Raw genomic sequence first — 14,154 nt, 5'->3', positions numbered from 1 at the left:
ACAGCCCCCGCTACAGTTCAGTGGGGAGCCGTGATGCAAAAACTCAATACCTTACTGGCCGGCATACTGTTATCAGCCTCGTTCGCATGGGCTGAACAGACAATTCAGACGGAACTGACAGCGCCGACATCGGAATCTACCCAACAACTTATGGCTCAAGTTGAGCAGCTTATCGACAGCTATTACGTCGACGAGGTAGACAAGAGAAAGCTACTTGACGGTGCTATTAAGGGCATGTTGAGCACGCTCGATCCAAATTCGACCTACCTTACCGAGCAATCATTGGAGATGCTACGCAGCAGTAATCGCGGCCACTACTACGGTTACGGCATTGAGGTTTCGACCAGCGGCGATCAGGTCGAGATTGTCACCCCACTGGAGGGTTCATCCGCCGCCGCCGCGGGAATACTGCCCGGTGACATACTGTTGCGGGTGGATGAGCTAGTGGCTGATCCCAGCGACATGGAACCGTTGATCAGCTATATCAAACAGGCCAGTACCGCCGACCGTTCACTGCTATTGACCCTGCAACGCCACAGCAATCTACAACCACTGCAATTTGAGTTAGCTCCATCGCCAATTACGGTCAGCAGTAGTCGCAGTCTAGTACTTGCAGATCAGGTGGGTTACTTGCGGATCTCCAGCTTCAACAGACGTACCGCTATCGAGGTGCGTCGCTCCGCCTTTGCGCTAAGTAAATTACCGCTCAAGGGGTTAGTGCTGGATCTGCGTAACAACCCTGGAGGATTGCTTGATTCAGCGGTACGTATCGCCGACATTTTTATCGATGACGGCACCATCGTTACTACCCATGGGCGCTTTAATGCCGCTAACAGTGACTATCAAGCTACCTCATTTCATCTGTTTGCCCAGCTGCCGATGGTCGTTCTAATTAACCAAGGCAGCGCCAGCGCCGCCGAGATTGTCGCCGGTGCATTGCAGGATCATGGCCGTGCCCAGCTAATGGGACAACGTTCGTTTGGCAAAGGGACGGTGCAGAGTTTAATTCCACTTGTTGACGACGGTGGCGCCATTAAGCTCACCACCGCTCACTATGCCACCCCAAACGGTACCTTTATTGATCAAAAAGGAATTGAACCTGACTTTTCAATCACTTTGGCAGATGAACAGCAAGAGGATATAGTGATCGGTCTAAACTTGGAGAATCAATGGACCGATGACCCTCAAATTTTCGCTGCTTACGACTACATTATGGATAACCAAAGCCGTTAAATGGTTGGTTTTATCACTGCTTTTAGTTGGGAGTGCCACCGCTGCGCAGATGGCGTTGATTATCGATGATGTCGGTGAGCGCGCCCTAGATAAGCAAACCCTAGCGCTACCACACAAAGTCACCCTATCGTTTTTACCCCACAGCCGCTTCGGCCGCGATTTCGCCATGTTAGGGTGGCTGCAGCAGCGAGAACTGATGCTGCATCTGCCGATGGCCACCGTAGGTGTGAAAGATCCTGGGCCATGGGCAATCACCCCAAACCAAGATAAATGGCAGGTACAGTATCGGGTAAAAAAAGCATTGGCAGACATTCCCTTCGTTACTGGCATCAATAACCACATGGGCAGCGCCGTCACGCCAGATCCAGAACGGATGGCTTGGGTTATGGAAGAGATTGCAAAAAAGCCGATGTTTTTTGTCGATAGCCTCACCACCAGTGATAGCCAAGCCCATGCACAAGCCCTACGTTATGGCATTGACTCGATTAAACGCCATGTGTTCCTCGATCCCCAACCGGGGATTGAGGTGTTAGAGCAGCAATGGTTACGGGCACAAACCATCGCCCTAAAATATGGCAAGGTGGTGGTGATCGGTCACCCCTACCCGGACACCATGGCTTTTTTGCAGCACAAAATTCCGCAATTGGATCAAATAGAGTTGGTGTCGGTCGCTGAGCTCATTAGCAACGAGCGTTTAGCTCAGTCACAAGTTCAGCAACCAGCAACACAGTAACATTACTGGTGTGCACACAACTTACTGCCGAGCCCAAAGCGGGGTTACTTAAATAGCTGTACTTTATGTGCCGTAAGCTCGCGCTCGGCCATTAACCGATTCAATAACGCCTGAGTCAACATGCCGAAGCCACGGTAAAAGCCACTATTGGCCCCCATATCGATGCACTCCAGCAAACGGGGAGCCCACGGCATCAGGTGTTGTTGCAACAACTCATCCACGGCAACCAGCTGTTCATTCGCCAATAGCTGCCCCAATACCCCCAGCAGTAGCCCAATGTGATCGTGGGGTTGATGGCTATCTAAGTTCACCTCAACCTGCCAGCGCTGTAAGAAGGTCAACAATGCCTGCGTAGAGGCACCAAACAGCAAGTTTTCACGGTCAGTGTATACGCTACCCCATGGGTATGCCTGCATCTCACCAGGGCCGATAAATAAGCGGTAATAGTCACGCTCAATCTGCTCATCGGTCAACTCATTAAGTGAGGATTGGATCAACTCAATCGCGTGCTGATGCGTTGTCGCATCACCGAGTTGAGGCCAACTACGCAACAGCGTTCCCGCGCGAAAATCCGCTAAGAACTCCGTCGTTGGCTTATTAAAGTAAAGGTTGTGCAGTACACCACTGATGGCACTGGCGTACGGTAATAAATCGGTCTGAGTCATACGTTCCTCGTCAACGAAAAGGCCGGTATGCGCTAGCATCCGGCCTTAATAATTACAGTATCGTGGCAGCTATTAGCTGATCACACCTCAAATGGGTTGAGGTGACTAGCAGTGCCTTTACCTGATACCGGGTTAACCTTAATAATTAGGTTAGGATCAGTAATGCTGGAGCTTGGCAGACCTTGAATGTCGGCGTTACTACCATACAGAGCACGCAACTCGTCGATAGTGCCAAAGTCGATAGCACGCAATGGGCAAGACTCGACACAGTGTGGCTTACGACGGCTGGCCAATGGGATGCTTAAATCGGTATCGATGTGATCGTAACAACCATCACACTTGGTCATCACACCACGGTCGTTATCAAACTGTGGAGCATCGTACGGACAGGCACGCTCACAGCTTTGACAGCCAATACATACGTTCTGATCAATGTGAACCAAACCATCTTTCTGGCGCTTATGACAAGCACCGGTTGGACAAGCCTGTACACATACGGGGTGCGAACAGTGGTTACAACCAATCGACGCGTAATAGCTGAATACACCACTAAAGCCTGTGAATGCGCCCTTACCGTTGGTACCCATGGTACCGCCGCCAAATTCATACACACGACGCCACTTACCTTCAACCGGCATCAGATTGGTTGGCTCGTTGCTACCATCTGGCAGAATACTGCCAGTGGCTAAACGGGAGTTGTCGTCCTTACACGCCACGTGGCAGGTCTTACAGCCAGTGCACTTGGTGGTATCGATGAAGAAACCAAATTGTACTTGTTCAGTCATATTCTAAATTCCCACTAAATTAAGCGTTGGCTTTGTAAAGTTTCACGCGGATGGTGTGCTGAGTGTTACCACGGCTAACCGGACATGGGTGGTACTTGGTTAGGGTGTTTACACAACCGCCCGAATCAACCTCACCGGCAGCACTGGCTTTGTACCAAGCACCTTCTGGCAATGCGACAACACCAGGGGCAACGCGTGGGGTAATACGCATACGGATCTGCAGCTTGCCGCGCGGGCTTTCCATGATGACTTCATCACCGCTGTTAAATTCGCCGGCATCAGCTGGGTTAACCCAAACGCAATCCTCAACCGCGTCACGCAGCCACTTAACGTTGTGGTACGAAGAGTGAGCACGCCCTTTGGTGTGATAGCCACAAACCTGCAATGGGTAGTTTTCTACTTCCTCTTTGCCTTGAGGGGTATCGTCATCCTCAAAGCCTTGCCAGTGCGGCACATACTTTGGCGTTGGGTCGATCATATCGACGTGAGTAGACGCATCGCGGTCATCAGCAACAAAGGTGTCACGGCGAGGGTTATCAATCGCCCACTTGAACGAGAAGATCTCAATCTTACCGGTGGTGGTGCTCAGCGCCGCCCCTTCATTAACAAAGCTTTCCAGTGTTAAAGGGCCACGATCCGGCGCATGGCCACGGAAGAAGCCTTTCGCCTGCGCTTCAGCGTAGGTTGCTGGCAGGTTCAAGGTTGCATTCTGCGATTTGGCTTTGGTTTGCTCGTACAGCTCGTCTAACCACTCGCTAGCGTCGGCTTTGCCATCGGTATAGGTGCTAACGTCACCACCGGAAGCCTTAACAATGCCCAAACCAATGTCGTACATAGACTTAGTTGATTCAAAGAATGGCTTCAACGAAGACGACATGTAGGTCTGGTAGCCAGTCTCGCCAGAAGAGTACGAGTCATCCGCGATATCGTTAGACTCCATCCAGGTCGAATCTGGCAATACGTAGTCAGCGATCTCTGCGGACGGGGTTAACCAACAGTCAGTTACCACAATCAGCTCAGCCTTAGATTCATCTTCTAAGATTGGGCGAGTGTAGTTAATGTCACAGTGCTGGTTGATCAGGCCGTTACCCGCCGAACAGAATACTGCTTTGATGTCAGTACCCAGTTTCTCGTCGCGTTGCAGCTCGCCGTCTTTGTTGTAGATTTTGACGCCATGAGAGCGGTAGTCCATATCTTTACCGTCTTTAACTGCTTCAACCCAGTCAAAGAAACACAGTGAGGCTTTGCTGCCGTCTTTGTCAGCGTAGCTGTAACCCATGCCAGCGGTGTTGTGGCGGAAGTTGCTTGGCAACTCACCAGTGTTAGTACCCGCTTGGCCAAGCTTACCGGCTAGGATAGACAGCATGTACAGCGAACGCATGGTTTGCTCACCAGCCGCTTGACGGTTTGGACCAGCACCGATCTGAATGTATGGGTTGCTTGAAGCCATCAACTCGGAGGCAATCTCACGCAGCTTATCCGCTGGGATACCACAAATCGCTTCAGCCCATTCGGCGTCTTTAGCGCCTTTTTCGTAGTCTGGTGCAGTGCCGGTAATCGCATCAAACTTACCGCTACCAAGGATGTAATCCTTGTAGTTGTTCGCCGCCATCTCATCAACGGTAATAGCAATAGTGCCATCGTCATGCTTAGGCTGCAGGGTTGGATCGGCTGCAATCGCGGCACGGATAGACGCGGCATCGTAACCAACGGTGTAGCTGTTCAAGAAGTCACGAGAGTTCAGTTCAACCCAGCTGTCGCTGTGGTCTTCATCACTGCCCTTCATCATCTCGTAAGCGATAGCTGCAGCCATGGCACCATCGGTACCCGGACGAATTGGCAGCCACTCATCTTCCTTACCTAGGTTCGAGTCGGTGTAGCGTGGGTCGATCATGATGGCTTTGAACTTCTGACCGTTAGCACGACGCTCTTCGACCGCCTTCATAAAGTCGATCTGCTCACCGGAGCCAGACATGCGCATCTCAAACGGGTTAAAACCAATGCCCAAGAAGAAGTCCGCATCGCGGATGTGGCTATGGCGAGTACCTGAGGTTGCACCGTGACCAAAGGTCGCGCCGGCGGTTTCAGTTAATGCAGCCCAAGAGTAGTTGGAGTAGTACGCCAAGAAACCGCGCTCGCCACCAGCACAATCCAATGCACGACGGATACAGTTACCGGAAGCGAACGAGTAGTACGCACCAGAAACGTAGTGGTGGTAGATAGAACGTGGACCGTGATCGGCTTTCAGCTGAGCCAGCTTAGTACCAATTTCGCTAAATGCGGTTTCCCACGAGATCTGCTCCCATTGGCCTGCACCACGTTTAGTACCAGCGACACGACGCAGTGGAGTTTTCAAACGATCTGGCGCGTAGTTGCGTTGACGCAGTGAACGACCGCGCAAACAAGCACGCACTTGGTGGTTACCGTAATCGTCGCTCTCAGCCCAGTCGGTTTCAACTCGAGTACATACACCATCTACTGAGTACACTTTCAGTGGACAGTTAGATCCACAGTTAACCAGACAGGCAGTCCAGTTCAGCTGCTCTTCAGCTGGCGCCACTGGCGCTGGGGAGTCAGAACTTTTGCTGCCACAGGCTGTGATGCAGCTTACGGCGCCAGCGGTGGCGCTCAATTTCAGAAAATCACGTCTTTGCATGATAAAACCTCAAATAAATATTACAGGGCGTAGCTGAAGGTCAGCATTACTGTGTGGGCAACGTAGTTGCTGTCCATCTCGCCTAGGGTGGTGTAACTGCTGCTCGCCACGCTGCCGTAATCGGTGTCGTAGTAGCGTTCGTAGCCGTAGCTCGCTTTCACCTTGGTGTTAGCGCTTAACTGATATTCCGCGTAAACATCAACGTTGTGTGACCACGCGATATAGTCGCCATACAGGTTGTTGCCACTGATCTCGGTCTCTGATTCGGACTCGTTAAAGCCGTAATCCAAACCGATAACCAACTTGTCTTGCAGCAAGCCGTGGTAACGACCGCCAAAACCGGCGTGGCTGAAGGTGTCGTTGCTATCAGTGCCGTAGCGGCTTGAGCTGTTGCGATCACTCTGTTGCGAATCAATCCACTGCTGCCCGGCAAACAGGTGCAGGCTCAGCTGCGGCAACGGTTGGTAGTTGACGCTCAAATCGAAGCTGCTATCGCGAGACTCTTTTAAACCGAGATCGGTGTCGCTGTAGTCGTCTAAGGCGTAACGCACATTAAGATCGACACTGAGGTTATCCAGCGGAGTGTGGCTGGCGCCAAAACGCAGCTGTTGACGGTCGCGATCGGCCAAGTGGTATTTGCGCAGCACGGCGTTGTCTTCGTCACTGGTGGCTTCATCCGCTTGGTAGTCAGAACCGTCACGACGGCTGAATTCCGCATCTAGGCTTAAATCCCACTGGGTTAAGCGGTCGTAGCGCACACCGGCAAAGAAGCGATCTTCTTTGGTTTCTTCCTTAACGGAATCGGTTTGCTCTTTATCGATGCCTTGGTAGCCACCATTGAACTTGATCCCTTTGGCCAAGCGGTAATCTGCAGCCACTTGGTAGGCCAAGCGTTCGCTATCCATCGCCACGTTCTCAACCGCTCGGCCTTTGTTGGCGTCGTAATCGAGTGATTGGTACAAACGGATTGGGGTTTTGTTGTCGCGATCGCGGTAGTCGATCTTAGTTTTGATGCGTAGATCGGCACTGGCGCGGTGGTTCCAGCGGGCGTTGATATCTAAGGTTTCCACCTCAGCGTCGGCGCTGTGGATCCCCGCTGGCACACCTGCGGTGCTGACGAAATCCTGATCTTGGCTCATCCAGCCTTTGACGATACGGCCGCTAACGATGTCGCGCTCAAAGCGATACTGGCCATTGACGATCACTTGGTGTGATTCGTTTTCTGGTTCGTAGGCTTGGATGCTGCCGCCGCTCATGGCGTCGATGCCGTTGTGATCGTTGTCGAACTGGCTGCCTTGGTATTTCACCCCGGCCAACCAACGTTCACCCATCAACTCACCACCCGCCACTAGGGTTTGGGTATTGTGATCAATTGGTGCCACGTAGTTGATTGGCAAACCACTGCTGTCGCCACTTGGTAAGCCGATAAACTGGCTCGACTTCACCTGTTGGCCGCTCTTGTCTTCGTTTCGGTATTCAACAAAGCCACGCCAAAAATCGCCTTTGAGCTCGCCGCCCAACAGCCATTTTTCACGTTTCGTTTCAAGGGTTTCGCCGTTCAGGTTACCGCTGTTGATGATAACGCCTTGGTTAATGCCGTACATGGTTTGCGCTTTGTCGCTGCTCACCTGCAGGTTGCTTTGGTAACCGGCATGCACACCAAACTGGTCGTTATCGAAACGTCCATCGACGCGGCCGGTCTCAAGACCAAAGTCGGTGGCGTGCAGCTGGATCCGGTCACCGTTATTCTGCGACACAAGATCTGCTTGCAGCGCTGCCGCAGTGCCGTCTTCGTCGCCACTGCGGTTGGCTGCACGAGCGTCGTCGGCGTCAACGCTGAGCAATGACACCCCAACGCTACCGCTGTCGTGATTTGTATCGCAACGCTTACAAGCCCACTTATCGGTGTTGAGGTTGGCGGTATTGGCCTGGTTTAGGTTGAAGCTGGCTGCCTGTAGCGCCCCCACATTAAGCATCGCCAGAGCGACCAGACTGAGTTTCATCTTCATCGTCTCTCTCCTTTACTTACGCAGGTAGTTGCCACTTGGGTGGTTAGACCCGTGGATCTGGTTGTGGCAGTTGAGGCAGCTTTGGCCTGAGGTGAATACCCCGTCTGGCTGCTCAACATTAAACTGGTGACCGTCCGGCTGGTGACAGTTCTGACACAGCTGTGGCGCTTTGCGCTTAAGCAGGTTGTCATTCACACTACCGTGCACGTCGTGGCAGCTGCTGCAGTCATCAATCACGCTTTCGTGTTCCCACAGGAATGGGCCGCGTTTTTCCGCGTGACAGTCGTAACAACTGTCATTGATGGTGGTTTGCTTGAGCGCAGCATCAGACAGAGAGCCGTGCGGGGCGTGACAGTCGCTACAGACCATATTGCCGCCATCGCGACCGGTGCCCAGGATTGGGTGAGCACTGCGCTTGTGCATATCGGCCCGCTGCTCGCTGTGGCATTCCACACAGGTGGCCACTTGATTGCTGCGGTTCATGATTGGGTCTTGCGCAGTGTGAACGCTATGACAGCTGACACAGCTAACCTCTTCCTGCACGTGCAGGGAGTCATGCCACGCCATGCGTTCACTGTCTTGGTGACAGGAGAGACAGACGCTGTCTTGCAGCTCAGCAGAGACGTTACCGTTGGCAGCAAAGCTGATCATCGGTTCGTTTTTGCCACGATGCTTGCCTTGGGGGCCATGACAGGATTCGCACTGCAGCTTAGCCATTGGGCTGTTGCTGTGGTTCAAATCGCCGTGCACGCCAGCAAAGATTGCAGTAACGCTGTCATTCTTTTTGTGACACATCAGGCAGCCATCGGCGCCTTTATTGGAGTAGTGGCCTGCTTGGAATTTATCCAACAGTAGGGCTTGAACACTATTACCCTCGGTAGCCAATGCAGACATCGGGACACTGATTAGCACCCCTAAAGTAAGCACTCGCATTAACTTATTTAACTTCGCCATCATCGATCCACTAGGTTGTAATACAACAATTTGGGCATGGCGATTCTGTCAAGAAAGCAGCTTAGAAAAAGTAAACTATGTGCCTTTTCCCATTGAAAAATCCCCCACTTTGGAGGTATTGACGAATATTTTTTTCGAAAAAAATGACTTTTAATATCGAGAAGATGCCTTTGGCGTGAAGAACAGCACAATTGTGGTGCAAGTTGATCCATAGTCACGAAAAAACGGCTTACGTCTTCAACTCGCAAAGGCATCGAACTGCGGTAAGCAATAGCAATCAGCACCACATCAACTTGAACTGAAGTCAGTTACAAATTAATGCAAATTGTGTAACGAGTTCGACACTTAACCAACAGACAAAAAGGGCAAAATAAGGGATAACGGGTGAGGACGGGTAGCGCCTTAACGGTAACAGCGACGACTACGTGGAAGCAGAAGGTGCGGTAGTCGTTTCCAAATCGGTCAATATCTGCAGCGCGACCGCGTTGTTGTTGCCGCAAATCCAATCACAAGCTTTAAAGTCACTGCATACCTGCGGCCGTTCTGGCTTACCAAAGATGGAACAGAGGTTATCGGTATTGAGATATTTACAACGCTCCCCTGCGGGTTTGTTGAGAGAGCTGATTGACGGGGCGATGCAGCAGGCGCCGCAACCGAGGCGGCATTCCATACGGTTACCCTTCCATCGCAATTTTCAGCTTCTTGATGGCATTTTTCTCTAGCTGCCGGATCCGCTCAGCAGAAACACCGTAGTGAGCAGCAAGCTCATGTAATGTTTGCTTCGGTTCGTCTAACCAACGCGCGGTGAGGATCTCTCGAGAGCGATCATCCAGAGTATTTAACGCATCGCGCAAACTGCGTTGCGACTGTGCTTGATGATCCTCCGCTTCAATCACATCGGCGTGATTAGAGTTGTCATCTTGCAGATATAAGGCCGGAGCATAGCTGCTGTTGTCATCATCGTCGTCGTTACCAAGATCAAAGGCAGCATCTTGGGCGGCAAGACGAGCTTCCATCTCCATCACCTCTTTCGGTGATACACCAAGCTCTTCAGCAACGGTATGAACCTCTTCGTTACTGAACCAACCCAAACGTTTTTTTGCCTTTCGCAGGTTGAAGAACAACTTACGTTGCGCCTTAGTGGTGGCCACCTTAACGATACGCCAGTTTTTCAGCACATATTCGTGGATTTCAGCCTTGATCCAATGCACTGCAAATGACACCAAACGCACACCAACATCCGGATCAAAGCGTTTTACCGCCTTCATTAAACCGATGTTGCCTTCTTGGATAAGATCCGCTTGCGGCAAGCCATAGCCAGAGTAGCCACGGGCAATATGTACCACAAAGCGAAGGTGCGCCATGATCAACAACTTGGCACCGTCGATATCACCGCCCACCACTTGGCGGGCAAGGTATTGCTCCTCCTCGACCGATAGCATCGGGATGGCATTGACCGCTTGGATATAACTTTCCAAGCTGCCGTGTCCCTGTGGGACCACCATTAATGCCATATTCGGTTTGGATTCGCTCATTTGTTACCTCAGATACCTGCTAGGGAACGCAGTTTAACAGACTGTCAGGTGCAAGTTAATGCACCAACCACCAGAGCCCTTCTGACTCTCTTAACGAGCGTAGGTTCCCACTGGGATTAAGTAACAGATGTAAGAAAAGATTATTGCGGTTCGATGGCCCGTAAATGACGGCGTACCGAAACATAGGCTCCTAACCAGCCCAGCCCACAGGCACAACCGAGTAACCATGCAACCTGAGAACCAGTTAAACCATCGAGGCGCAGTTGGCTATCGTAAAGGCTTAATAGTTGCGCTACGGCGCTATCAAGCCACAGCAATAAACCATTAACCAACACCAGTGCCAGCATTGCTGACATCAACCCAAGCCAAAGACCACTATAGAGAAACGGTCGACGGATAAAAGCTTCGGTAGCACCAACCAACTTCATCACTTTGATCTCGTGAAAACGCTGCATGATACCCATACGAATGGTGTTAGCAGTGATCAGCACCACCGCCACAATCAGCAGCAAACTTAACGCCGAGCTCGCCCTCTTGGCGGTGTCAGAGAACGCCTGCAATCGTTCCAACCAGTCTAGATCCAAACGAGCTAGGCTTACCTCCGGCATCGATTGCAGCTGTTGTTGCAATACCTTTACCGCCTCACCGCTGCGATAGTTAAGTGAAGGAACCACCTTAACCACGGCCGGTAACGGATTATCGTCGAGATATTGCAGTGCATCAGCAAAGCGGCTGTGAGCTTGAAACTCCGCCAGCGCCTGCTGTGACGATTGATGCTCAACTTCTATTAATTCCGCCATCCCCCGTAACTTGCTAAGCAGGCGTTGTTCGCTTGCAGCCGGTAGATCCAGTTGCAGGAATAGATTGATCTGCGAGCTATGCTGCCATTGTTGTTCAACCTTAGCGGCGTTGTTTGATAACGCTAGCAACAGCGTCGGTAGACTTAGACTGAACCCTAACACCAGCATAGTCATTACCGATGTCATTGGTGTTTGCCACAATTCACCTAAGCTGGCCACCAGCTGTTTGGCATGTTGCCCTAAAAAGCTACTGAAGCGCCGCCCAGTCGATACCTTTGACTTAGTTCGCTTCATGCCACCGCCTCTGTAGACAATAACCGACCTTGTCCCAGAGTCAGGGTGCGGTAGCGCATGCGAGCGATAAGACCGAGATCGTGGGTTGCGATTAACACGGTGGTGCCGGCACGATTAAAGGTTTCAAACAAACGCAGGATCTCCATCGACAATTTAGGGTCAAGATTGCCGGTGGGCTCATCCGCCAGCAATAGTGGCGGTCGAGCAACGACAGCTCGGGCAATACCGACCCGCTGTTGTTCACCACCAGAAAGCTGCATCGGCGCAAAATTGGTTTTGTCGCCGAGGCCAACCATCTCCAGCGCCGCCTCAACTCGTTTGTTGATTTCGCGGTCGTGGAACCCTTCAATCAATAATGGTAAAGCGACGTTGTCGTAGACACTGCGGTCCATCAACAGGTTGTGATCTTGAAAGATGATGCCGATGTTACGACGCAGGTAAGGGACAGCACTGCGGCTTAAGGTGCCGATGTCGTGATCATTAACCAACACCTTCCCCATTGTTGGCTTTTCAATCGCTGTGATTAGCTTGAGCAGGGTACTTTTACCTGCACCACTGTGGCCGGTTAGAAATGCCATCTCTCCCCGTTGAAGGTGAAAATCGACATTTTCTAACGCGGTTTGACCACCGGGGTAGATTTTACTGACCTGCTCAAACCGGATCATAGGGGCGCTTATTCCTGTTCGCTAAAGAGGGCGTCGATAAAGGTATCGGCTTCAAAAGGTCGAAGATCATCAATACCTTCGCCAACACCTATGTACCGTACTGGGATCTTAAACTTGTCCGCAAGTGCAAAGATCACTCCACCTTTGGCGGTGCCGTCTAATTTGGTCAAAGTTAAGCCGGTAAGGCCAACCGCCTCATCAAACAGTTGCGCTTGACTGATGGCGTTCTGGCCAGTGCTGGCATCTAACGTCAGCATCACTTCGTGCGGTGCATTTTCATCCACCTTCTTCATCACCCGGACGATCTTCTTCAACTCTTCCATCAGGTGAGATTTATTCTGTAGGCGACCAGCAGTATCGGCGATCAGTACATCAACATTGCGGGCTTTCGCCGCTTGGATGGCGTCAAAGATAACCGAGGCGCTATCGGCACCAGTGTGCTGTGCAATAACTGGAATATCATTCCGTTCGCCCCAAACCTGCAACTGCTCAACTGCAGCGGCACGGAAGGTATCACCGGCAGCCAACATGACCGATTTGCCTTCAGCCTGGAACTGTTTTGCCAACTTACCAATGGTGGTGGTTTTACCCACGCCATTTACGCCAACCATCAGCATCACGTAAGGGCCATTAGCATTATCAATTTGCAGTGGCTTATTTACCGGTTCAAGGGTGGTCGAAAGCTCTTGGCGCAGATACTGGAACAGTGCATCAGAATCTTTCAACTCACCAAACTCAGCGCGCTTGGTTAGGCTATCGATAATGCGGGTGGTGGTTTCCACGCCAACATCGGCCAACAACAGTTGTGTTTCTAATTCTTCAAACAGCTCTTCATCAATCTTTTTGCCGCGAAATAACGCCACAAAACCACCACCAATATTGGCACTGGTGCGGCGTAGGCCAGCCTTCAGTCGCGCAAAAAAGCCCTGCTTTTCTGGACGTTCTGCAGTGTGACTAGCTCCATCTTGCTTAGCTTCTACTTCTTCCGCCAGACGTTTCGCTTCGGCCTCTTCCGCCAAACGTTTCGCTTCGGCCTCTTCCGCCAGACGTTTCGCTTCAGCCTCTTCCGCCAGACGTTTCGCTTCAGCCTCTTCCGCCAGACGTTTCGCTTCGGCCTCTTCCGCCAGACGTTTCGCTTCGGCCTCTTCCGCCAGGCGTTTCGCTTCGGCCTCTTCCGCCAGGCGTTTCGCTTCGGCCTCTTCCGCTAGCCGTTTCGCTTCGGCCTCTTCCGCCAGGCGTTTCGCTTCAACCTCTTCCGCCAGGCGTTTCGCTTCGGCCTCTTCCGCCAGGCGTTTCGCTTCGGCCTCTTCCGCCAGGCGTTTCGCTTCGGCCTCTTCCGCCAGGCGTTTCGCTTCGGCCTCTTCCGCCAGGCGTTTCGCTTCGGCCTCTTCCGCCAGGCGTTTCGCTTCGGCCTCTTCCGCCAAACGTTTCGCTTCGGCCTCTTCCGCCAGACGTTTTGCTTCGGCCTCTTCCGCCAAACGTTTCGCTTCGGCCTCTTCCGCTAGCCGTTTCGCTGCTTCATCGGCGTGGCGCTGAGTCTCCGCTGCAGCGGCAGCCTGTTGCTGTATTTGTGCAGTTTGTTCAGTTTGGCGTTTTTCAGCCGCAGCAGTTTCAGCCTGACGTAACGCTTCGGCATCAGCGATGGCCTTTTGCTGCGCCGCTTCGTCAACGGTGGAGGTTACATCGGTCGGTGATGCAGTTTCATCAACAGTGGCTTGTGCCTCTGCAGTTTGCTCTGCCGCTTTTTTGTCGCGGCGGAACCAAGAAAAGAAGCTCTTGGCCATATTTTATGTCCTTTACCTTGGTCGAGGCTGCCCACATTGGC

General features: G+C 52.1%; 12 protein-coding genes. 2 read left to right on the top strand and 10 right to left on the bottom strand.

Annotated elements, in window-relative coordinates:
• The first annotated feature begins 33 nt into the window (after positions 1-33).
• Together HER31_RS15985 and HER31_RS15980 are read left to right on the top strand one after the other, a co-directional pair.
• Positions 34-1,233 (top strand): S41 family peptidase, encoded by a 1,200-nt coding sequence (locus HER31_RS15985; protein ID WP_168662055.1) that lies wholly within the window; start codon positions 34-36, stop codon positions 1,231-1,233.
• Positions 1,178-1,966 carry a divergent polysaccharide deacetylase family protein gene (locus tag HER31_RS15980; RefSeq protein ID WP_168662053.1) on the top strand — a complete coding sequence of 263 codons (789 nt, stop codon included), beginning with the start codon at positions 1,178-1,180 and terminating at the stop codon, positions 1,964-1,966. The genes HER31_RS15985 and HER31_RS15980 overlap by 56 nt, the downstream gene beginning before the upstream one ends.
• A 44-nt stretch (positions 1,967-2,010) precedes the next feature.
• Here HER31_RS15980 and HER31_RS15975 read toward each other — a convergent pair whose 3' ends face one another.
• The 10 genes from HER31_RS15975 to ftsY form a co-directional block, all read right to left on the bottom strand.
• Positions 2,011-2,631: a TorD/DmsD family molecular chaperone gene (locus HER31_RS15975; protein WP_168662051.1), complete on the bottom strand. Its 621-nt coding sequence runs from the start codon at positions 2,629-2,631 to the stop codon at positions 2,011-2,013.
• Between the two features lie 80 nt (positions 2,632-2,711).
• Complete coding sequence (locus tag HER31_RS15970; protein WP_168662049.1) at positions 2,712-3,416, bottom strand: 4Fe-4S dicluster domain-containing protein; 705 nt, start codon at positions 3,414-3,416, stop codon at positions 2,712-2,714.
• A gap of 19 nt (positions 3,417-3,435) precedes the next feature.
• Positions 3,436-6,072 (bottom strand): DMSO/selenate family reductase complex A subunit, encoded by a 2,637-nt coding sequence (locus HER31_RS15965; RefSeq protein WP_168662047.1) that lies wholly within the window; start codon positions 6,070-6,072, stop codon positions 3,436-3,438.
• A gap of 20 nt (positions 6,073-6,092) precedes the next feature.
• Entirely contained in the window at positions 6,093-8,081 is a 1,989-nt protein-coding gene (locus HER31_RS15960; RefSeq protein ID WP_168662045.1) for an MtrB/PioB family decaheme-associated outer membrane protein, read from the bottom strand.
• 12 nt (positions 8,082-8,093) lie between these two features.
• Positions 8,094-9,038, bottom strand: a complete 945-nt coding sequence (locus tag HER31_RS15955; protein ID WP_168662043.1) for a DmsE family decaheme c-type cytochrome — start codon at positions 9,036-9,038, stop codon at positions 8,094-8,096.
• A gap of 418 nt (positions 9,039-9,456) precedes the next feature.
• Positions 9,457-9,705: a YkgJ family cysteine cluster protein gene (locus HER31_RS15950; RefSeq protein ID WP_168662041.1), complete on the bottom strand. Its 249-nt coding sequence runs from the start codon at positions 9,703-9,705 to the stop codon at positions 9,457-9,459.
• A gap of 4 nt (positions 9,706-9,709) precedes the next feature.
• Positions 9,710-10,570, bottom strand: a complete 861-nt coding sequence (gene rpoH / locus HER31_RS15945) for an RNA polymerase sigma factor RpoH (protein ID WP_168662039.1) — start codon at positions 10,568-10,570, stop codon at positions 9,710-9,712.
• 140 nt (positions 10,571-10,710) lie between these two features.
• A complete protein-coding gene (gene ftsX / locus HER31_RS15940; RefSeq protein WP_168662037.1) occupies positions 10,711-11,664 on the bottom strand; it encodes a permease-like cell division protein FtsX in 954 nt (317 codons plus the stop codon).
• Positions 11,661-12,329: a cell division ATP-binding protein FtsE gene (gene ftsE / locus HER31_RS15935; RefSeq protein ID WP_168662035.1), complete on the bottom strand. Its 669-nt coding sequence runs from the start codon at positions 12,327-12,329 to the stop codon at positions 11,661-11,663. The genes ftsX and ftsE overlap by 4 nt, the downstream gene beginning before the upstream one ends.
• An 8-nt stretch (positions 12,330-12,337) precedes the next feature.
• Entirely contained in the window at positions 12,338-14,113 is a 1,776-nt protein-coding gene (gene ftsY / locus HER31_RS15930; RefSeq protein WP_168662033.1) for a signal recognition particle-docking protein FtsY, read from the bottom strand.
• Between the last annotated feature and the right edge of the window lie 41 nt (positions 14,114-14,154).

Origin of the sequence: Ferrimonas lipolytica (assembly GCF_012295575.1) — a bacterium.
Classification (GTDB): domain Bacteria; phylum Pseudomonadota; class Gammaproteobacteria; order Enterobacterales; family Shewanellaceae; genus Ferrimonas; species Ferrimonas lipolytica.
Note: the sequence above shows the minus strand (reverse complement) of the source record. Positions and strands in the feature narration are given on the sequence as shown.